19 protein-coding genes, 2 tRNA genes and 1 other RNA gene are annotated in these 17,586 nt (G+C 54.2%); 11 read left to right on the top strand and 11 right to left on the bottom strand.

Going from position 1 to position 17,586, the window contains the following annotated elements:
* Positions 1-3: 3 nt before the first annotated feature.
* From A3L14_RS09920 to ffs, 8 genes are all read right to left on the bottom strand, one after another.
* Positions 4-1,977, bottom strand: a complete 1,974-nt coding sequence (locus tag A3L14_RS09920; protein ID WP_055430299.1) for a S8 family serine peptidase — start codon at positions 1,975-1,977, stop codon at positions 4-6.
* A 275-nt stretch (positions 1,978-2,252) separates the two neighbouring features.
* The gene (locus A3L14_RS09915; protein ID WP_088886134.1) at positions 2,253-4,070 is read right to left on the bottom strand and encodes an aldehyde ferredoxin oxidoreductase family protein; all 1,818 of its coding nucleotides are present in this window, start codon (positions 4,068-4,070) and stop codon (positions 2,253-2,255) included.
* A 195-nt stretch (positions 4,071-4,265) separates the two neighbouring features.
* Positions 4,266-5,396, bottom strand: coding sequence for a tungsten cofactor oxidoreductase radical SAM maturase (locus A3L14_RS09910; RefSeq protein WP_055430297.1), 1,131 nt, complete (start codon positions 5,394-5,396; stop codon positions 4,266-4,268).
* A 103-nt stretch (positions 5,397-5,499) separates the two neighbouring features.
* Positions 5,500-5,577: transfer RNA gene (locus A3L14_RS09905), tRNA-Gly, on the bottom strand.
* Between the two features lie 10 nt (positions 5,578-5,587).
* Positions 5,588-5,664, bottom strand: a tRNA-Phe gene (locus A3L14_RS09900).
* A gap of 91 nt (positions 5,665-5,755) precedes the next feature.
* Complete coding sequence (gene queC, locus A3L14_RS09895; protein WP_055430312.1) at positions 5,756-6,475, bottom strand: 7-cyano-7-deazaguanine synthase QueC; 720 nt, start codon at positions 6,473-6,475, stop codon at positions 5,756-5,758.
* Between the two features lie 155 nt (positions 6,476-6,630).
* Positions 6,631-7,536 (bottom strand): dihydroorotate dehydrogenase, encoded by a 906-nt coding sequence (locus A3L14_RS09890; protein WP_055430296.1) that lies wholly within the window; start codon positions 7,534-7,536, stop codon positions 6,631-6,633.
* A 96-nt stretch (positions 7,537-7,632) separates the two neighbouring features.
* Positions 7,633-7,946: signal recognition particle sRNA (ffs, locus tag A3L14_RS09885), an RNA gene on the bottom strand.
* Between the two features lie 134 nt (positions 7,947-8,080).
* Between ffs and A3L14_RS09880 the strand changes: the two genes are divergently transcribed.
* Genes A3L14_RS09880 through A3L14_RS09865 form a run of 4 tightly spaced genes read left to right on the top strand, consistent with a single transcriptional unit; the run spans position 8,081 to position 11,461 of the window.
* Positions 8,081-9,526 (top strand): FAD-dependent oxidoreductase, encoded by a 1,446-nt coding sequence (locus tag A3L14_RS09880; RefSeq protein WP_074631511.1) that lies wholly within the window; start codon positions 8,081-8,083, stop codon positions 9,524-9,526.
* The gene (locus tag A3L14_RS09875) at positions 9,519-10,028 is read left to right on the top strand and encodes a 4Fe-4S dicluster domain-containing protein (protein ID WP_074631509.1); all 510 of its coding nucleotides are present in this window, start codon (positions 9,519-9,521) and stop codon (positions 10,026-10,028) included. The genes A3L14_RS09880 and A3L14_RS09875 overlap by 8 nt, the downstream gene beginning before the upstream one ends.
* A gap of 1 nt (position 10,029) precedes the next feature.
* On the top strand, positions 10,030-10,302 hold the full coding sequence (locus A3L14_RS09870) for a (2Fe-2S)-binding protein (RefSeq protein WP_074631508.1): 273 nt from the start codon (positions 10,030-10,032) through the stop codon (positions 10,300-10,302).
* Complete coding sequence (locus A3L14_RS09865; protein ID WP_088886133.1) at positions 10,295-11,461, top strand: NAD(P)/FAD-dependent oxidoreductase; 1,167 nt, start codon at positions 10,295-10,297, stop codon at positions 11,459-11,461. Before A3L14_RS09870 ends, A3L14_RS09865 begins: the two co-directional genes overlap by 8 nt.
* A 5-nt stretch (positions 11,462-11,466) precedes the next feature.
* Here A3L14_RS09865 and A3L14_RS11745 read toward each other — a convergent pair whose 3' ends face one another.
* Genes A3L14_RS11745 through A3L14_RS09855 form a run of 3 tightly spaced genes read right to left on the bottom strand, consistent with a single transcriptional unit; the run spans position 11,467 to position 12,446 of the window.
* Positions 11,467-11,874, bottom strand: a complete 408-nt coding sequence (locus tag A3L14_RS11745; protein ID WP_143597828.1) for a PIN domain-containing protein — start codon at positions 11,872-11,874, stop codon at positions 11,467-11,469.
* A 46-nt stretch (positions 11,875-11,920) separates the two neighbouring features.
* Positions 11,921-12,247, bottom strand: a complete 327-nt coding sequence (locus tag A3L14_RS09860) for a hypothetical protein (protein ID WP_055428938.1) — start codon at positions 12,245-12,247, stop codon at positions 11,921-11,923.
* 4 nt (positions 12,248-12,251) lie between these two features.
* Entirely contained in the window at positions 12,252-12,446 is a 195-nt protein-coding gene (locus A3L14_RS09855) for a hypothetical protein (protein WP_055428937.1), read from the bottom strand.
* Between the two features lie 112 nt (positions 12,447-12,558).
* Here A3L14_RS09855 and pyrH point away from each other — a divergent pair, with 112 nt between their 5' ends.
* The 7 genes from pyrH to A3L14_RS09820 all read left to right on the top strand — a co-directional run bounded on the left by pyrH (position 12,559) and on the right by A3L14_RS09820 (position 17,555).
* Complete coding sequence (gene pyrH / locus A3L14_RS09850; RefSeq protein WP_055428940.1) at positions 12,559-13,236, top strand: UMP kinase; 678 nt, start codon at positions 12,559-12,561, stop codon at positions 13,234-13,236.
* 66 nt (positions 13,237-13,302) lie between these two features.
* The gene (locus A3L14_RS09845; RefSeq protein WP_055428936.1) at positions 13,303-13,569 is read left to right on the top strand and encodes a ribbon-helix-helix domain-containing protein; all 267 of its coding nucleotides are present in this window, start codon (positions 13,303-13,305) and stop codon (positions 13,567-13,569) included.
* Positions 13,545-14,012 (top strand): putative toxin-antitoxin system toxin component, PIN family, encoded by a 468-nt coding sequence (locus A3L14_RS09840; RefSeq protein WP_055428935.1) that lies wholly within the window; start codon positions 13,545-13,547, stop codon positions 14,010-14,012. The genes A3L14_RS09845 and A3L14_RS09840 overlap by 25 nt, the downstream gene beginning before the upstream one ends.
* Positions 14,013-14,030: 18 nt before the next feature.
* On the top strand, positions 14,031-15,656 hold the full coding sequence (locus A3L14_RS09835) for a potassium channel family protein (RefSeq protein ID WP_055428934.1): 1,626 nt from the start codon (positions 14,031-14,033) through the stop codon (positions 15,654-15,656).
* A gap of 46 nt (positions 15,657-15,702) precedes the next feature.
* Entirely contained in the window at positions 15,703-15,912 is a 210-nt protein-coding gene (locus tag A3L14_RS09830; protein ID WP_055428933.1) for a hypothetical protein, read from the top strand.
* The gene (locus tag A3L14_RS09825) at positions 15,909-16,175 is read left to right on the top strand and encodes a type II toxin-antitoxin system RelE family toxin (RefSeq protein WP_055428932.1); all 267 of its coding nucleotides are present in this window, start codon (positions 15,909-15,911) and stop codon (positions 16,173-16,175) included. The genes A3L14_RS09830 and A3L14_RS09825 overlap by 4 nt, the downstream gene beginning before the upstream one ends.
* 60 nt (positions 16,176-16,235) lie before the next feature.
* Positions 16,236-17,555 carry an NAD(P)/FAD-dependent oxidoreductase gene (locus A3L14_RS09820; protein WP_055428931.1) on the top strand — a complete coding sequence of 440 codons (1,320 nt, stop codon included), beginning with the start codon at positions 16,236-16,238 and terminating at the stop codon, positions 17,553-17,555.
* Positions 17,556-17,586 lie beyond the last annotated feature (31 nt).

Raw genomic sequence — 17,586 nt, 5'->3', positions numbered from 1 at the left:
CCTTCAGCCGTAGTAGACGACTACCTTAAGCTGGTAGCTGGCCCAGCCAAATGTGTTGTATGCGTAGACAGTGAACTTCCATGCGCCTGCAACTGGATTAAGAGCCTCAACGTGCTCAACGCTGGTGCTTGTTGTGGACCGGTCCACGAGGTTTCCGTTGGGATCGTAGAGGTAGAGGTCGAGATCGTGGAGGCTGGTGTCAAAGGTCAGGTCACCGGTTATCTTGGTGGCGCCGCTGTTGACGGTCATGGTGAAGCTGTCGCGTGTGTCCCAGAAGTCGTGGACGGAACCGGTGAAGGTCTGGCTGTCGGTGGTCGGCGTTGGGGTCGGGCTCGGAGCTGGCGTGGTTCCGGTGGACTGGCTGAGGGTTCCATCGCTGACGACGTCAACCTGGTAGTTGGCAGCGCCGCTGTAGCTGACGACCTTGACCGTCCAGGTTCCCGCAGCCGGGTTGTAGTAGCCGACCTTTTCGAAGCCGTAGTACTGGGTGTAGGAGTAGTCGACCTGGTTTCCGTTCGGGTCGTAGAGGTAGAGGTCTATGTCGCTGGCGCTGTTGTCCCAGTAGAGGGTAGCCGTGACAAAGGTGGCACCGCTGATGTCGAAGGAGTGGGTGGCGCTACCCTTGTCCGCAACTGAGCCTGTGAAGACGAGCTTGGCGTAGTTGTCGTAGTTTATGGCCTTGTAGACGTTGACCCTACCGGCACCGTAGGCGATGTCCGCTATCTCGGTCGGGGCGACTATGTCGGCCGTCTCGATGAGGGCGGTCTTTATCTTGTCCGGAGTCCAGGTCGGGTGGGCCTGGAGGATGAGTGCGGCAACACCGGCAACGTGCGGGGTGGCCATGCTGGTTCCTGAGGCCTTGGTGTAGTAGTTGTCTATCGGGGTGCCCATGCTGGTTCCGCTGGCCCTCGGGGCGATGATGTCAACACCCGGGGCAACGACTTCCGGCTTGAGCCTTCCGTCGGCGGTCGGCCCCCTGCTGGAGAAGCTGGCTATGGTGTCGGTGCTGTCGACGGCTCCAACGGTTATGACCTTGCTTGCGGCAGCGGGGGAGCCGACGGTGTAGGTGTTCGGCCCGCTGTTTCCTGCTGCAACACAGACGACCAATCCAGCCGCCCAGGCGTTGTTCACCGCCTGGCTGAGGGAGTCGGTTCCGTCGGAGCTCTGGCTTGAGCCGAGGGAGAGGTTGATGACCTTTATTCCGTACTTGTCCTTGTTCTGGACGACCCAGTCAACGCCTGCGATAATTGTGGAGATGCTTCCGGAACCAGTGGAGTCGAGAACTTTAACACCGACGAGCTTAGCCCCGGGAGCGACACCGATGTACTGCGAGTTGACAGCACCGGTCCCGGCAACTATGCCTGCAACGTGGGTTCCGTGTCCCTGGTCATCGTAGGGTGTTGTCTTGCCGTTAACGGCGTCGTACCATCCAATGACCTTACCCTGGAGGTCGGGGTGGTTCGCGTCTATACCGGTATCAACCACCGCAACAACTATTCCCGTTCCGTCATAGCCGAGGGAGTTCCAGACGGTGTCAGCCCCTATCTGGGAGACAGAAGTAGCATCGGAAACCTGAACCTTGTAGTCCTCCTGGATGAACTTGATTCCGGAGACCCTGGTGTTGCCGAAGAAGCCGGTGTCGATCATACCTGCAATCAGCAGAAGGTCCCTAACTTTTATTTTAACGGCAACTGCGGGGATTATCTTGTAAGAGTATTTGACCTGAGCGCCCATGGTCTTCAGTATCCTCAGGGCCTTGTCCCTGTCCTGGTAGCTTCCGAACATTATAACCGTGCTGATTTCCTGGTTCCAGTTCATGCCCTGGACTTTCTTAAACAGCCCCGGCGTCAGCAATCCGTAGTTCTTCTGCTGGATGCTTGTGTTCCTGGGGGCGGATTTTACAGGTGCCGCAGTGGCTGTCCCAGCTAAAAGGCCCACGAGCACCAGTACCAACACTACTACACCCAATCTCTTCATTGTAGTACCCTCCTGTGCAGCACGTCCCATATCGGGACATCGGGGTATTGATGTTCGATACGTTAAAAACTTTACGCAACGGTATTTCTTTCATTGATGTACACTGTAACAATGTACATCTTTATGAGACAATAATAATAGTTTTTTGCACCAAAAATCATGACAAGTGGTGTAGTTCCTGGTGATGCGGTTATCTGAGAAATGCCAGGGGGAACAATAAGTGTACGCTCCGGTCGTCAAGTATAATGGAAAAAATGTAACGAAGGGTAAAGGAGTTAGAACTCCCTTAAGTCAAGCTCCCCCAGCTTCTCCTCTGGGATCCTCCCGTCCTCAGTCCAGCCTCTGAGAGAGTAGTAGCGCGGGAGCATCTCCTTCAGCCGGACAACGTGTCCCTTGTTGGGGCCCTGCCTGACAGGCTCTTCCAGGAGTCTCTTAGGAAGTGTGTCTTCTTTGAGTGGGTCGAGTCCGGCGCGGAGGCTGAAGAGCCTCTCAGCGTTCCATATCCTTTCTCCTATCTTGAGGTACTCTTCGGTGGTTAAATCCCATCCAATGGCCGCGTTGAGCATGTCGCGGTAGTCATCGGCTCCAAGACCGAAGGTCGTGAAGACACAGAGTCCAGCGGCGTCAATTAGAGCCGTAAGATCCTGGAAGAGTATGACCATCTTGACCTTCTCGTCGCTGATATCGTGCGGATCCATCTTGTACGGATAACCGAGTATCTCCGGACTTATCATGTACTGCTTGATGTGACAGCCGCCACGGTTGTTGGTGGCGTAACCGAGGCCGTGGCCCTCAGCTCCCCTCGGGTCATATGCCGGGAGCTCCTGTTTCTTGACGCCCATAAAGTATTCGACGCCGTTGTACCTCTCGGCCAGGCGGTAGCCACCTTCGGCGAGAACGTCTCCAAAGCCCTTCCTGTAGGCCATCTTCTCGATGTAGTAGTGGAGAACCTCAGTGTTGCCCCATCTGAACGGAGGAGCATCTTCGCCGAGGTCTTCCTGCTTCAGCAGGCCCTTCTCGTAGAGCTCCATGGCAGTAGCCAAAGTTCCACCGAGGCTTATGGTGTCGAATCCGTACTCGTCCGCGAGGTGATTGGCCTCTATGATGCTGGCCAGGTCGTTTATACCGAGGTGGGCACCTAAAGCCCACGTGCTCTCGTACTCCGGTCCTTCAGTGACTCCAAGGGTCGGGAGCTTGTTTACCCTTCCACAGCCAATCGGACAGGCATAGCACGGCTTGTTCCTTATCAGGTACTTCGCGGCCATTGCCTCACCGCTCTGCTCCTCCGCGTACTCAAACTGGCTGTCCTGGAAGTTCCTGGTTGGATACAGGCCGTTCTGGTTGATTATGTTGACGAGAACGGCCGTACCGAACTTGGGAAGTCCGCCTCCCGCGACGGGATCGTTCTTGAGCTTTTCAATCTTCTCCTTAACAACGGAGGTGAACTTTGCCCTGTCAGCGACTTCAACGCGCTTGTGGCCCCTAACAACTATGGCTTTGAGCTTCTTGCTCCCCATGACCGCTCCAACGCCGCCCCTTCCAGCGGCGCGGTGCTCGTCGTTCATGACCGCGGCTATTCTCGAAAGGTTCTCTCCCGCCGGACCGATGGAGGCTATGTGAACCTTGCTGTCTCCGACTTCTTCCTTGAGGGTCTCCTCCGTCTCACTGACGACCTTACCCCATATGTGGCCCGCGTCCCTTATCTCGACCTGGTCGTCGTTGATGTAGAGGTAAACTGGATGATCCGCTTTGCCCTCAACCACTATGGCGTCCCAGCCTGCGAACTTCAGCTCTGCACCGAAGAAACCGCCCGAGTTGGCCATCGCGATATAGCCCGTCAGCGGGCTCTTGGTGATCACCATGTATCTGCCGCCGGTAGGGGCGGTTGTTCCGGTCAGTGGGCCGGGGGCGAATATCAGCTTGTTCTCCGGGCTGAAGGGGTCAACGGTTGCGTCCATCTCCTTCAGGAGATAATAGATACCAAATCCCCTGGTTCCCAGCCACTTCTTGGCGAAGTCCTCATCGAACTTCTCTTCGCTTATCTTGCCTGTGCTAAGGTTAACCCTTAAAATCCTCCCCCAATACGCGAACATGTTTCGATGCCTCCAGTAGTTTTCGGAATCATTTTTGTACATTGATGCTAATAAATTTGACGAAAGCAAAAAAACGAAACATTGATGTTATGATAAGCACATTAGTTTAACAAACGTAGATGCGGTCATTTTCGAACTTAAAAATTCGCGGTCGATATAAACACATTAACCTTAACAAAAGATATGAATTTAAATTCACCAAAATCCTTTCATGCCCTTCTCCGGTATCGGGCAGAGCACTATGCGCCTCGCCCAGAGGCAGTCCGCACAGCTTGGAGTGTTCCCCCAGCAGTCCGATTCAGTGTCCTGTACGAAGGAACACGATTCGTTCAGCGGACAGTCGGTGCAGCTTGGGTACAGGGCGTTCTGAACAGTAAAGCGGAACCATGAATAATCTCTGCTCGTCCATATCTGCGCCAGGCTTTTCTCTCTAACGTTGCCGAAGGAGTAAGCGTGAACCTTCTTTTCCCTGCCGAAGACTATCTCGGGGTACGTGTGGAGGAAGCGGTAGCAGGGTGCAACTTCCCCGTCCCACCTGATCACCGCAACTTTCTTCTCTATGAACTTGCAGTGCCTCTCTGTTCTCAGGGAGAACTCCGCTATCCTGTGGAGGTAGCCGTGGTATATCGACTGGAGTTTGTTCACGATCGGCGTCATATCCACGGAACCGTCGTAGACTATCATTTTGGCGTGCTCTTTGGTTATTGGCAGGAGGTTTGAGATAAGAAGCGTGTCGGCACCGAGAGAGCCTACGTAGTGTGCGACATCAACCAGCTCGCTGTAGTTTTCCTTCGTGACAACGACTTCCACACCTATGTGAGGCACGTCCCTGCCGAGTTCCTTTTTTACCTCCTGTATCTTCCGTATCCTTGACCCCGTATAGTCCGGCTTTATGTGGCCGATATCGACCGGCTGGGTTGGAACCGAATCGACCGAGAAGTACATGAGGTCGACGCCGAGCTCCACAAGCTCCCTTATTCTCTCATCCGTCAGAAGGAACCCGTTGGTGCTTATTCCGAGAGCAAAACCACGCCTCTTGACTTCCCTTACCATTTCCATGAACCTCGGGTGAACCGTCGGCTCTCCGATTCCCCCGAAGTATATCATCTCCAGGTTCAGAAGCTCCTCCGCATCGTCGAGGATTTTCAGGAAGAGCTCCCAGTCCATATCACCCTCTGGGTCTTCCCAGTACTGCTTGAAGCACATCTCACAGCGGAGATTGCATCGGTTGGTTATTTCGATGTAGAGATACCTCAGATCAGGCTTTTTGGGAATCAGAACGAAAGCGCCGTTAAGCTCGAACTTGTGAGCGTCTTTCTCCAACATAAACCACCTAAAGACGAAGTAAAACGTGGGTCTTTATAACGTTTAGTGGACAGATATGGGCAGCTGGAGTAGGGCATCTGGCAGGAGTTCGAGAAGCAGAAAGTGGTGCGGTGGCCGGGATTTGAACCCGGGTCACCGGCTTGGAAGGCCGGTGTCCTAGACCAGGCTAGACTACCACCGCACGCGAGAAGTGGTGGGGCGAGGGGGATTTGAACCCCCGACACCCGGATCTTCAGTCCGGCGCTCTCCCAGGCTGAGCTACCGCCCCACGCCCAATGGATAGGGTAGAGGGCGAATTTATAAATCTTGCGGTGGGCCGAAAGCAGACCCACCCGGGGAAGGGAATCTGTGAGGAGGTGCTATATCTTCGGTTCGACCGCGTAGACCGTCCTGTCCTCGCCGAGGGCCTCCATAAGCCCGCGGTGTCTCCTGACGCAGCTCTCACACTCGCCGCAGTGTATTGGCTTGCCATCCTCCGTAAAGCCCTTTGGCATGTAGCAGGAGTTTGAGTACTCGTATTTGGCGCCAAGCTCCTTCAAAAGCCTCGCTATCCCCTTCTTGTCGAGGTCTATGAGTGGAGCGACCACGTTGACCTCTGCCATCGTTCCGTATCTCAGCATCTCGTTCATCCTCTCCACGAACTCGGGCGTGTTGTCCGGGAACGTTGCTCCCTCTTCAGCGTTGAAGCCGACTATTATGTCCCCGCCTCCGAGCGCATCGAGGAGCGAAGCGGCGACGCTTATCAGCACGACGTTCCTTGCTGGAACCCAGACGCTTTTTGCCGTTTCCTGTGCAACGTTCATGTCCTCAAGCTCCTGTGCTGTGACCCTTGGCGTCTCGCCTCCAACGAGGGTCGTCCCGCGGAGCTTGGAGAACTCCTCAAGGAAGTCGAGACGGATTATCTTCAGCGGAACGTCCAGCTCCTTCGAGAAGAACTCGGCAACTTTGTTCGTAACGCGCTCCTCGTTGCTTCCGTAGTTTATCACCAGCATGATGACCTCGTCGTAGTTCCTCTTCGCCCAGTAGAGGCAGGCCGTGCTGTCCAATCCACCCGAGAACAATACAACAGCGCGCTTCATTTTTCTCCCCCAACTCAAATCCAATTTTGAAGGCTTAAAGTTTTCCGGAAGTTCGATATCACTCGTGGCCTCATTAAGAGCCTCTTCTACGGCTTTTTCTATTTCTTCAGGACTCAAATCTCTGCCCAACGAGAATGTTTTCCACTCCTTCATGTTTACTCCTCCAGCGCCAGCCCCACTATCTCCCTCACGCTCGAAAAGCCTTCGCTTTCGAGGTATCTAGCTATTCCCTCATTTATCTCCCTGAAAACCTTCCACCCGCGGAGCGAGACTGCCGTTCCAATTTGCAGGGCGGAGGCTCCGGCGAGGAGAAACTCGACCGCATCCTGCCACGTGGTTATGCCCCCTATTCCGATAACGGGGATCTCAAGTGTCCTTGCGAGGTCGTAGACCGCCCTCAAGGCAACGGGCTTGACCCCCGGACCAGAGTAGCCGCCGACCCTGTTGCTGAGGATTGGCCTTTTCGCGTAGACGTCTATGGCGATGGCTTTCAGCGTATTTATTGCCGAGACGGCGTCAGCGCCAGCCTTTTCAGCGGCCAAGCCGAGTTTCGTTATGTCGCCTATGTTCGGCGTCAGCTTCGCGATTACCGGCCTGTCGGTAGCCTCCTTAACGGCCTTAACGACTTCATAGACGTTCTCCGGCCTCTGGCCTATCTCCATGCCGTAGCCCTTCGCATGGGGACAGCTGAGGTTGAGCTCGAAGGCATCCGCCACATCGCTCAGTTTTTCGGCGAGAAAGGCGAACTCATCCGGCGTTCCTCCGAAAATCGAGACGATCAGCGGGAAGTCGAAGGTGTAGCCCTCGACCATCTCAAGGAAGCCCTTCCAGCCGGGGTTCGGCAGGCCCATCGCGTTTATCAGCCCGTAGGGGAGTTCGACAATGGTTGGGTTATCGTAACCTGTCCTCGGCCCGATTCCTATTGATTTGGTAACAACTCCCCCGGCGCCCTCCTCGTGCGCCCTTATCCACTGCTCGGGAACCTTGTCGTTTATTCCGGACGCAAGAATGAGTGGGTTCTCGAACCTTATCCCGAAAAGCTCCACTTCGAGGCTCGCCATCTTGACACCTCAAAGGCAAAAGATGTCGCTGGACTATTAAGGTTTTGCATTTTCCACGCATACAGAACACCACTAATATAGAAGCGCTGTTAGTGGCGGCGGGCGCGCCCGAGGGTGGGAACCCTCCACCGTCCCCTTCCACCGGGGCTCGCTCACCCCCGCTACCCCACGAGCGCCGAACGTCCCGCCTACCGCTGCTCCCTTCCGGGCCTGACGGGGTTCGGCGGGCAAAGGGAGTTAGCGGAGCCCTCCAGCTCCGCCCCTCCCACCGCCGGCCCCGTGGGACGAGGGATCACCGTTGTGCCCCGGCTTCCGGGGACGGCTTTGGGAACCGCCCCCCGGGCTTCGGCCCCGGCATATCGACGGTTTCCGGTTGCAGGGGACGCCGAACCCCCCGGCCTAGCCCGCCGCCAGCTAACTTATCCTTGGGCAGATATATAAAGCTTTGGTAAGTTGCAGGGCCTCCAATAACCAAAGGTTTCCCACCATTGGATTGAAAAATTTTCATAAATTCATGAACGAATAGGTGCATGGGTGATACATCGTGCGCTTAACTGAGCATCCTGTTCTGCGTTTTGAGCGCGGCAGGGAGGTTACCATATATTTCAAAGGCCAGCCAATCAGGGCGTACGAGGGGGAAACAATTGCAACGGCCTTGCACGCCGCTGGAATCAGGGTTCTCAACTATTCAGCCAACGAAAAGCGCCCCCGGGGCCTCTTCTGTGCGATAGGCAAGTGCTCCTCCTGTCTGATGGTCGTGAACGGAATCCCCAACGTCAGAACGTGCATAACCCTCGTCGAGGACGGAATGAGGATCGAGCCCCAGCACGGAAAGGCCAGACTGCCGGGGGAAGCAAAGCCCCCGGAGTTCAAGGAGGCAAAAGTCGTAAGGGCGGACATCGTGATAATCGGCGGTGGGCCGGCGGGGTTAATGGCGGCAATCCACGCGGCCGATGCCGGGGCGAGCGTCGTCCTTTTGGACGAGAACCCGATGCTCGGCGGCCAGCTCGTCAAGCAGACCCACAAGTTCTTCGGCAAGCGCGAGCAGTTCGCGGGAGTCAGGGGAGTGGAGATAGCGAAAATCCTTGAGGAGGAGGTCAGGAAGAGGGAGAACGTTGAGGTCTTCCTTGAAACCTCCGCCGTAGGCATCTTCCAAGAAGGTGGGGAAAAGCTCGTTTTAGCTGTCAGGAACAACCGCGAGCTGATTGAATTCCGCGGAAAGGCGGTTATCGTAGCAACCGGCGCGATGGAGAAGATGATTCCCTTTGAGAACAACGATTTACCGGGAATCTACGGCGCCGGAGCCATTCAGACCCTCATGAACACCTACGGTGTGAAGCCTGGCGACAAGGTTCTAATCGTTGGGGCCGGAAACGTGGGGCTTATACTGGCGTACCAGCTCATCCAGGCCGGCGTTGAGGTGAAGGCGATAGTCGAGGCCATGCCGAAGGTAGGCGGCTACTTCGTCCATGCCGCCAAGGTCAGAAGGCTTGGAGTCCCGATACTCACGAGACACACCATTCTGCGCGCCGAGGGTAGGGATAAGGTCGAGAGGGCAGTCGTTGCCCGGCTGGACGAGAACTGGAGGCCAATTCCGGGGACTGAAAAGACCTTCGAGGTCGATGTGATAGCCCTTGCCGTAGGCCTGAGGCCCAGCATCGAGCTCCTCCACCAGGCCGGCTGTCAGATAAAGTATGTTAGAGAGCTCAGCGGCCACGTGGCAGTTCGCGACGAGTGGATGGAGACCACCGTCAGGGGAATATTCGTCGCCGGGGACTCTGCGGGGATAGAGGAAGCAACCACAGCGATGCTCGAAGGGAAGATAGCCGGAATCGCCGCCGCCCTGAGGCTGGGCATAGCAGACGAAAGCTGGCTGAAAGAGATGGAAAAGGCCCAGAAAGACCTCCTGGAGTTCCGCTCCGGGCCCTTCGGCAGGCACGTGCTTGAGGGCATAAAGAAGGCCCTTATTGGAGGTGTCGCCAGTGAGTGAAATTCCCTCCTACCTCAGAAACGGCTACATAACGCCGGAGGAGCTTGAAAAGTTCATCCCCCTGCCGAGCGAGGAGAGGCTGAGGAAACGGCCGGTTGCGATTCCGGATTGCCCGCAGGAGATACCCTGCGCCCCGTGCAGGGAGATATGCCCCACCGGGGCGATAAGCATGCCCACCCCGAACGACCTGCCGATAGTCGATTACGATAAGTGCATTGGCTGCTCCCTCTGCGTTCAGATCTGCCCAGGTCTCGCTTTCTTCATGGTGCACTACGTCGGCGACAGGGCGAGGATAACTATGCCCCACGAGCTCCTTCCGGTTCCCGAGAAGGGCGAGGAGGTCATTCTCCTCAACCGCGTTGGAGAGCCGGTTGGAAGGGGAAAGGTTCTCACAGTCGTGCCGAGGGAGAAAAGCAAAGGAGACACGCCGATACTCATCGTGGAAGTTCCGATAGAGCTGGCCTGGGACGTCAGGGCGGTTAAGGTGGAAAGGAGGGAGTAGCATGGGGGGAAAGAAAATCGTCTGCCGGTGTAACGACGTCACCGTCGAGGAAGTCGAGGCGCTCATAGATTCCGGCGTCACCGATATCGAGGAGCTGAAACGGCTCCTCCGCATAGGGATGGGCCCCTGCCAGGGGAGGACGTGCGTCCCCATAGTCCTCGGCATACTGGCCAGAAAGACCGGAAGGAGTCAGGAGGAGATACCGCTTCCGAAGGCGAGGGTTCCGATTCGGCCCGTTCGCGTAGAGGTTATAGTGGGTGGTGCCGATGAGTAAAATCGCCGTAATCGGCGGGGGGGTAATAGGAGGCGCCCCCCCCCACGAGCTGGCGAAGCTCGGGGAAGAGGTAATCCTCTTCGAGAAGAACTATTTCGGCTCCGGCTCGACCTTCCGCTGTGCCACAGGAATCCGCGCCCAGTTCACCGATGAGGCCAACATCAGGCTCATGAAGTACTCCGTTGAGCGCTGGGAAAAGCTTGAGGAAGAGCTCGGCTTCGATATAAACTTCAAGCAGACCGGCTATCTGTTCCTTGCCACGAGCGAGGAGGAGGTTGAAGCGTTTAAGGCCAACATAAGGCTCCAGAACAGATTCGGCGTTCCGACCAGGCTCATCGGCATGGATGAGGCCAGGGAGATAGTGCCCATCCTCAACACCGAGCCTTTCCTTGCAGGCGCATGGAACCCAAAGGACGGCAAGGCGAACCCCTTCAAGACGCTCTTTGCGTACCTCTTCCGGGCCAAGGAGCTCGGCGTTGATGCGCGCGAGCACACGGAAGTTATAGGCTTCGAGCAGGAGGGAGATGCCATAACCGCCGTGAGGTTCAGGAGCAACGGGAAGGTCGAGAGCGTTAGGGTAGATGCCGTCCTCAACGCGGCCAACGCATGGGCGCCCCTCATCAACGAGATGGCCGGCCTCAGCAGAGACATCATACCCATCACCGCCTACAAGCACCAGCTCGTCAAGACCGAGCCGCTCGAACCCGGCCAGGCCGAACCGTTGGTGTGCCCGCCGAGCTGGAACGACGCCTACATAATTCAGGACGGTGAGGACGGCGGAATAATCTGCGGTGCCGGGATAGAGCACAAGGCTAAAGGCTTAGACGACTACGAGCCGACCTACGACTTCCTGCGCGGCGTTCTGGAGTATGCCGTCAGAATCGCCCCGCCGCTCCGCTACGCTCACGTTGTCCGCCAGTGGGCGGGCTTCTACGCAAAGACGCCGGACAGCAATCCCGCCATCGGAAGGCTCCTCGACAACTTTTACATTGCCGCAGGCTTCAGCGGGCACGGCTTCATGATGGCGCCGGCGGTTGGGGAGGCGATGGCCGGGCTGATATCGAAAGGCCGTTCCAAGGTTCCGCTCGACTGGGAGTGGTACGACCCGTACCGCTTTGAGCGCGGCGAGCTGAGGAGTTCGGCGTTCCAGATAGGTTGAGCTTTTTATTTTTCCGTTTTGAGGAGCTCAATTATTGGGATTCCCTGGAAGTCTTTATCAAGAGTTGCGAGCTTTGTTATTCCGTTTTCAATCATGGAGCCGATTATCTTTGCGTCATGGACTGACCTCCTCCCCGCCGTGAAGGGGTTCAACCCCTCGCCGTTGGCGGTTCGGTTTGCGGGCCCATCACTTACTCGGGTCACCCCTTTCAGCTCAGCCCGCAGGCCGGGTCTTCGGCCCATTACCCCTACCGCAAAGCGGATTGGGGTTATCGTCTCAGACAACCAAACTCCAACTGCCCAAAAGGGCAGGTTTTCAAAGGACGCCTGTCGGCGTTTTCCCCTGCTTTTGCAGGGGACACAGTGAAAGCCCTCTAAGGGAGCCATCCCTGAAAGGACTCTTTCAGAGTCCATTACTACTCCACAACTTAAAAGACTTTCGGTGATTTGAATGGCAGGCTCAAGAACACTGCATCCCCGCCCTAAAGGGCAAGGCTTTTGGAAGGGTAAGGAATATATCCGGGTCTTTAACAACCTCCATCTGATAGCTGGCGATGAAGGACAGCACTTTCTCCGTTGATTTCTGAAGGAGGGCTCTTCCTTGCTCCGTCTTTAGGAACCGTTTGAGCTCGTGGATATTTTTAACCCCGAGCTTCGAAGCGTTTCTCCTCAGGGTTACATAAACGCATTCATCAATGACGGTCTCAGAAACAGCGGGATACTCCAAGAGTGAGATAAGCTTTAAGGCCCTCTCCGTTAGCTCAGTTTCAAAAATCAGGTTCAGCAATAGGCTACTGTCCACCAAGGTCGCGGTACTCCTCAAGGTACTCACGGAGCTCCCTCCATGAGGCCGTTTCCCGCCTCATCTCCCTCCTTCCTCCCGCCAGAGATTTTAGAGCCTGTGCCCTTGTGAAGATTTCAGCAAGTTCACTGATTATCTTCCTGTTGGTTCCTTCAGGAATGCGCACCCGCACGGTAATCTCCATCTTTCACACCGGTATAGGTTCGCTCCCAATGTTGATAATGTTTTCGGAGTTTAACACCCCACCGGCAAGAAAAAGGTTATAAATCCTGCTGATTAGCACCGTGAGGGTCATCATGAGGATAGTCTTCGATATAGGCGGATCGGTTCTTGTGCCAGATGATCCGGACGTTGATTTTATCGGGAAAATAGCTTACGAGCTCATCAAGATAAGCGAGGATCACGAGGTGGCAGTGGTAGTCGGCGGCGGAAAAGTTGCCAGAAAGTACATCAAGGCGGCAAAGAGCTTCACGCCCAACGAGACCTTCAAGGACTACATCGGCATACACATAACGCGGGCCAACGCCATGCTCCTCATCGCTGCCCTCGGCGAAAAAGCTTATCCCTTCGTCATCCAGGACTTCCGTAAGGCCTGGGAAGTTATACAGCTCAAGAAGATACCTATAATGGGCGGAACTCACCCCGGCCACACCACCGATGCAGTCTCGGCTTTACTTGCCGAATACCTCCAGGCCGATTTGCTCGTGGTCATCACCAACGTGGACGGCGTCTATGATTCTGACCCCAAAAAGAACCCGAACGCGAAGAAGCTCGACAGGATAACCGTCGACCAGCTCGTCGAGATAGCAATGGAGGGCGAGAGCAAGGCCGGTGGGAGCGGCGTCGTCGACGCTTTAGCCGCTAAATTCATCCAGCGCGGCAGGATAAAGACCTATATCGTCGGCAAGGGCGATGCGTATCACCTCTTCGACGTCGTGAAGGGGAAGCACAGCGGGACGGTAGTGGAGCCTTGAGGTTATTTTCAATTTTGCTTCATAACGTTTATATATTCTGTCCGACTATTGTCCTACGGTGGTTGAATGTCCACAACCGAGAAAGTTTCGATCCGATTTCCTCAGGGCCTAATGAAGGAAATTGATGAGCTCGTGGAGAGCGGCGAGTTCTCAAGCCGGAGCGAGCTCATCAAGGAAGCCGTGAGGTTTTTCCTGCTCCACTACGAGTCTCCAGAAGAGCTCTGGGAGACCTACAAGCTCCTCGCGAGGGAGAGGAAGGTTCCATCAGAGAAGGAAATCGAAAAGCTCCTTGAGGAAGTGGACGAGGAATGGAAGCGCTCAAGGTCGTCCTAGACACCAACGTCGTCATAACGGCCGCGATAAACCCCTTCGGGAGCTCAGGGAAGGTCATGGATTTAGTTGTCGGGAAGAAGGTTCTCTCCTACACCTCCGAACCGATACTTGAAGAGCTCCGCTTCAAGCTGACGAGCGAGAAGGTTCTCAGATACCTTGAGAGCAGGGTATATGCCCTCTGGATTTACAGGATTTTCAGGGCTTCATCAATTCTTGTTGAGCCGAGCGAGCATTTTGATATTTCGCCTGATCCTGACGACAACAAGTTCTTTGACGTTGCATATTCAGCCAAGGTTGACTTTCTCATAAGTCTCGACAAGAAGCACGTGCTGAAGCTGAGGGACGAGGGCAGAAAATTCGTTCTGAACGGGCACGAGTTTCTGATTTCAACACCAGCGGAGTTCCTTGAGTTCGTCGAAAGGGATAAAAACTTCAAAGCGTAGCTCAATTAGTGAGCACCCATGTGCAGGATGGCGCACTTCGGGAACTGCGACCCCGAAACAGCTGATCAGGAGTACTGCGTCTTCCACAAGCCGAACAAGAGTGAAGAAGAGGCTGTAGAGTTCTACAGGAAGTTTCTGGAGAGGTTCAAACCGAGGGTTGAGGAGGTCGAGGTTGATGGAGAGAAGATAAAGAGGCTTGTTTTTGAAGATCCAGTAGACGCGAAAGGTTTTGTGTTCCCACCGTTGATATCTTTTGAAGACGTCATCTTCAAAAAATCAGTTAGTTTTGAAAAGGCTAAATTTGAGGGGAGTGTCTCTTTTTCTGGCACTATATTTGAGAAAGATGCAGAGTTTATTGACTGTATATTTAATGGGCTTGGATCATCGTCATTTTCTGAGTGTGTATTCTGTAAGAGAGTTGACTTTAGCGGTTCACAATTTAGAGGTGAGGTTGATTTTAGATACACTGAATTTAAGGAAGAAAGTGTATTTTGGGGGACTACCTTTGAGGAAAATGTTGATTTCCGGGAAGCAATTTTTCATAGTTCAGTTAGTTTTGTAAACGTGAGTTTTATGAAAGAGGCCAATTTTAGAGATACTTCTTTCGGAAAGTCTAGGGATAGTCACACGAATTTTTGGAAAAGTATTTTCGAGAGCCCTGCAATTTTTTGGAATGCAAAGTTTCATTCAAAATTAGACTTTTGGTCCGTGAAATTCAAAGGAGTTGTGTCGTTTGCTGAGGCTACTTTCTACTCTGAAGCAACATTTAGGGAGGTTGAATTCCATAATTCTGTTACGTTTCATTCAGCTATTTTTGAGAACTCTCTTATTTTTGATTCTTCAACTTTTAACAGTAGCGAGACATTCTTTTGGGGGACTAAGTTTATGGGAGACGTCCGTTTTGATTTTGTTGCATTTAATAGAGGGTGTTCATTTAAAGTTCGACCTGATTTTGTTATATCAAAAGGTGACCAAAAAGAATTAAAAACTGAATTCTATGGAGGACTGAAGTTCTCCAATGTAGATATTCGGATGGGGATAGAAATAGACCTTCCAAGTGAATGGTTCAAACTTCCCGAAGCAGAAATAGAAGCCCGTCGCGTTCAACGTCTCAGCTACGAAAAAGAAGGCAAGCGCGACGAAGCCGATAGAATGTTCGTTCTTGAACGTCGTGCTTATCGTAAAGTCCTGAAAAATCGCGCAAAAGAAAAATATTCTAATTCAAAAACGCCTTATCAAAAATTTGAAGCTATTCTGTTTTTGATTTATGTATACATTTCAACAGCAATAGAGGCAATATTAGCAGACTGGATATCACTCTATGGGACTAGCTGGGGGCGGATTATCCTGAGCTCTTTCTGGGTAATTACTGTAAATGCAATCCTTTATCAGGCATTATCCCATTTTTCTCATGTAGTGATACTTGGAATTCCTATTGGAACTATTTACACCAATGGCGCCTCAGAAGGAATCCCGGGTCTCCTCAACGCCCTCTACTACTCCCTCGTCACATTCACCACCCTCGGCTACGGTGACATGCACCCCACTGGCTGGCTCAAAGCCTTGAGCGCAATCGAGGCCCTCACCGGAGCCGTCTTCATGGCGCTCATCGTCGCAGTCATAGCTCGTAAGTGGATGCGCTGACTCAATCCTTTTATATTTCCGGCACATAGTTGGAAACGGTGGGAGCATGGAATCCGACCCGATAAACGTTCTCCTCTACGATATCCGCGAGATGAAGAAGAGGCTCGACGAGATGGAAAAGGCCCTCCTCATGCTCAAGGCGAGGCTCGTTGAGGAGGAAGAGGGTGAGAGCCCTGAGGAAATCGAGGCACTCGAAAGGGAAGCACTTGAGAGCGGAAAAGACTGGGAAGAGCTAAAGAAGGAGCTCGGCCTATGAGCTTTAGAGTAATCATCGGCAAAAATGCCGAGAAAGGAATAAGAAACCTTCCTCCAGCCCACCTAAATCGTTTTGCCGAGCTCGTGGAGGCACTAAAAATCAACCCGGTTCCGGTGGAAAGCTTCGACGTTAAGAAGATGCGCGGTTCGGACAGAGCGTATCGCGTTAGGCTTGGCAGCTATCGGGTTCTCTACACCGTTCACTGGGACGAGGATACCGTTGTTATCTTGAAGGTTGAACCCCGCGAAAGGGCGTACCGCTGACAACCTTCGGTTAAAGCCAACTTTTTATACCTCCTCGCCCTTCTCCCTCCGGTGGTGCTCATGAAAATCGTCGTTGTGGGTTCTGGAACAGCCGGAAGCAACTTCGCGCTGTTCATGCGCAAGCTCGACAGGAAGGCCGAAATCATCGTCATCGGAAAGGAACCAACGATGCAGTATTCACCATGCGCTTTGCCGCACGTGATAAGCGGAACCATCGAGAAGCCCGAAGATGTCATCGTCTTCCCGAACGAGTTCTACGAGAGGCAGAAAATCCAGCTCATGCTCGGAACGGAGGTCAAATCCATAGACCGCGGGAGGAAGGTCGTCATAACCGACAAGGGCGAAGTCCCTTACGACAAGCTTGTTTTGGCAGTTGGTTCGAAGGCATTCGTCCCCCCGATAAAGGGCGTCGAGAACGAGGGGGTTTTCACGCTCAAGAGCCTCGACGACGTGAGGGAGATAAAGGCATACATCGCCGAGAGGAAGCCGAAGAAAGCCGTTGTAATCGGGGCCGGCCTAATCGGCCTCGAAGGGGCCGAGGCCTTCGCGAAGCTCGGCATGGGGGTTCTGGTCGTTGAGCTTATGGATCGCCTAATGCCGGCGATGCTTGACAAAGATACCGCCAAGCTCGTCCAGAGGGAGATGGAAGCCAACGGAGTTTCCTTCCGCTTCGGCGTTGGGGTCAGCGAGATAATTGGCAGTCCGGTCAGGGCTGTTAGAATAGGCGACGAGGAGGTTCCGGCTGACCTCGTCCTCGTCGCCACTGGCGTCAGGGCAAACGTCGACCTCGCAAAGGCGGCCGGCCTCGACGTGCACTGGGGCATAGTCGTCAACGAGCACCTCCAGACCAGCGACCCTGACATCTACGCGATAGGCGACTGCGCCGAGGTGATAGATGCTGTAACCGGAGAAAGGACGCTCAGCCAGCTCGGAACTTCAGCTGTGAGGATGGCAAAGGTTGCAGCGGAGCACATAGCCGGAAAAGACGTCTCATTTAAGCCGGTCTTCAACACAGCCATTACAGAGCTCTTCGGCCTCGAAATAGGCACCTTCGGAATAACAGAGGAGAGGGCCAAGAAAGCGGGCATCGAGATAGCCGTCGGCAGGTTCAAGGGCTCAACGAAGCCCGAGTACTACCCCGGCGGAAAGCCCATAACGGTCAAGGTCATCTTCAGGAAGTCAGATAGAAAGCTCATCGGCGCCCAGATAGTCGGTGGGGAAAGGGTGTGGGGCAGGATAATGACCCTCTCTGCTTTAGCCCAGGAGGATGCAACGGTGGAGGACGTCGTTTACCTCGAAACAGCCTACGCCCCACCGGTGAGCCCGACCATCGACCCGATAAGCATCGCCGCCGAGATGGCCCTTAGAAGGCTCCGCTGATGGCTTTTCTCTCCAATTTTCAGCAAACTTT

The sequence above is a fragment of the Thermococcus thioreducens genome, from assembly GCF_002214545.1.
Lineage (GTDB): Archaea > Methanobacteriota_B > Thermococci > Thermococcales > Thermococcaceae > Thermococcus > Thermococcus thioreducens.
The sequence above is the reverse complement of the archived record's forward strand: the minus strand, read 5'-3'. Positions and strand labels throughout refer to the sequence as shown.

Bases quoted from the DNA above. Each gene is read 5' to 3' on its own strand.
- A3L14_RS09835 (WP_055428934.1), top strand. From the start codon at position 14,031: ATGTGCAGGATGGCGCACTTCGGGAACTGCGACCCCGAAACAGCTGAT.
- A3L14_RS09910 (WP_055430297.1), bottom strand. From the start codon at position 5,396: ATGTTGGAGAAAGACGCTCACAAGTTCGAGCTTAACGGCGCTTTCGTT.
- A3L14_RS09825 (WP_055428932.1), top strand. From the start codon at position 15,909: ATGAGCTTTAGAGTAATCATCGGCAAAAATGCCGAGAAAGGAATAAGA.
- A3L14_RS09915 (WP_088886134.1), bottom strand. From the start codon at position 4,070: ATGTTCGCGTATTGGGGGAGGATTTTAAGGGTTAACCTTAGCACAGGC.
- A3L14_RS09830 (WP_055428933.1), top strand. From the start codon at position 15,703: ATGGAATCCGACCCGATAAACGTTCTCCTCTACGATATCCGCGAGATG.
- A3L14_RS09840 (WP_055428935.1), top strand. From the start codon at position 13,545: ATGGAAGCGCTCAAGGTCGTCCTAGACACCAACGTCGTCATAACGGCC.
- A3L14_RS11745 (WP_143597828.1), bottom strand. From the start codon at position 11,874: ATGGACTCTGAAAGAGTCCTTTCAGGGATGGCTCCCTTAGAGGGCTTT.
- A3L14_RS09845 (WP_055428936.1), top strand. From the start codon at position 13,303: ATGTCCACAACCGAGAAAGTTTCGATCCGATTTCCTCAGGGCCTAATG.
- A3L14_RS09870 (WP_074631508.1), top strand. From the start codon at position 10,030: ATGGGGGGAAAGAAAATCGTCTGCCGGTGTAACGACGTCACCGTCGAG.
- A3L14_RS09855 (WP_055428937.1), bottom strand. From the start codon at position 12,446: ATGGAGATTACCGTGCGGGTGCGCATTCCTGAAGGAACCAACAGGAAG.
- pyrH (WP_055428940.1), top strand. From the start codon at position 12,559: ATGAGGATAGTCTTCGATATAGGCGGATCGGTTCTTGTGCCAGATGAT.
- A3L14_RS09820 (WP_055428931.1), top strand. From the start codon at position 16,236: ATGAAAATCGTCGTTGTGGGTTCTGGAACAGCCGGAAGCAACTTCGCG.
- queC (WP_055430312.1), bottom strand. From the start codon at position 6,475: ATGAAGCGCGCTGTTGTATTGTTCTCGGGTGGATTGGACAGCACGGCC.
- A3L14_RS09890 (WP_055430296.1), bottom strand. From the start codon at position 7,536: ATGGCGAGCCTCGAAGTGGAGCTTTTCGGGATAAGGTTCGAGAACCCA.
- A3L14_RS09865 (WP_088886133.1), top strand. From the start codon at position 10,295: ATGAGTAAAATCGCCGTAATCGGCGGGGGGGTAATAGGAGGCGCCCCC.
- A3L14_RS09920 (WP_055430299.1), bottom strand. From the start codon at position 1,977: ATGAAGAGATTGGGTGTAGTAGTGTTGGTACTGGTGCTCGTGGGCCTT.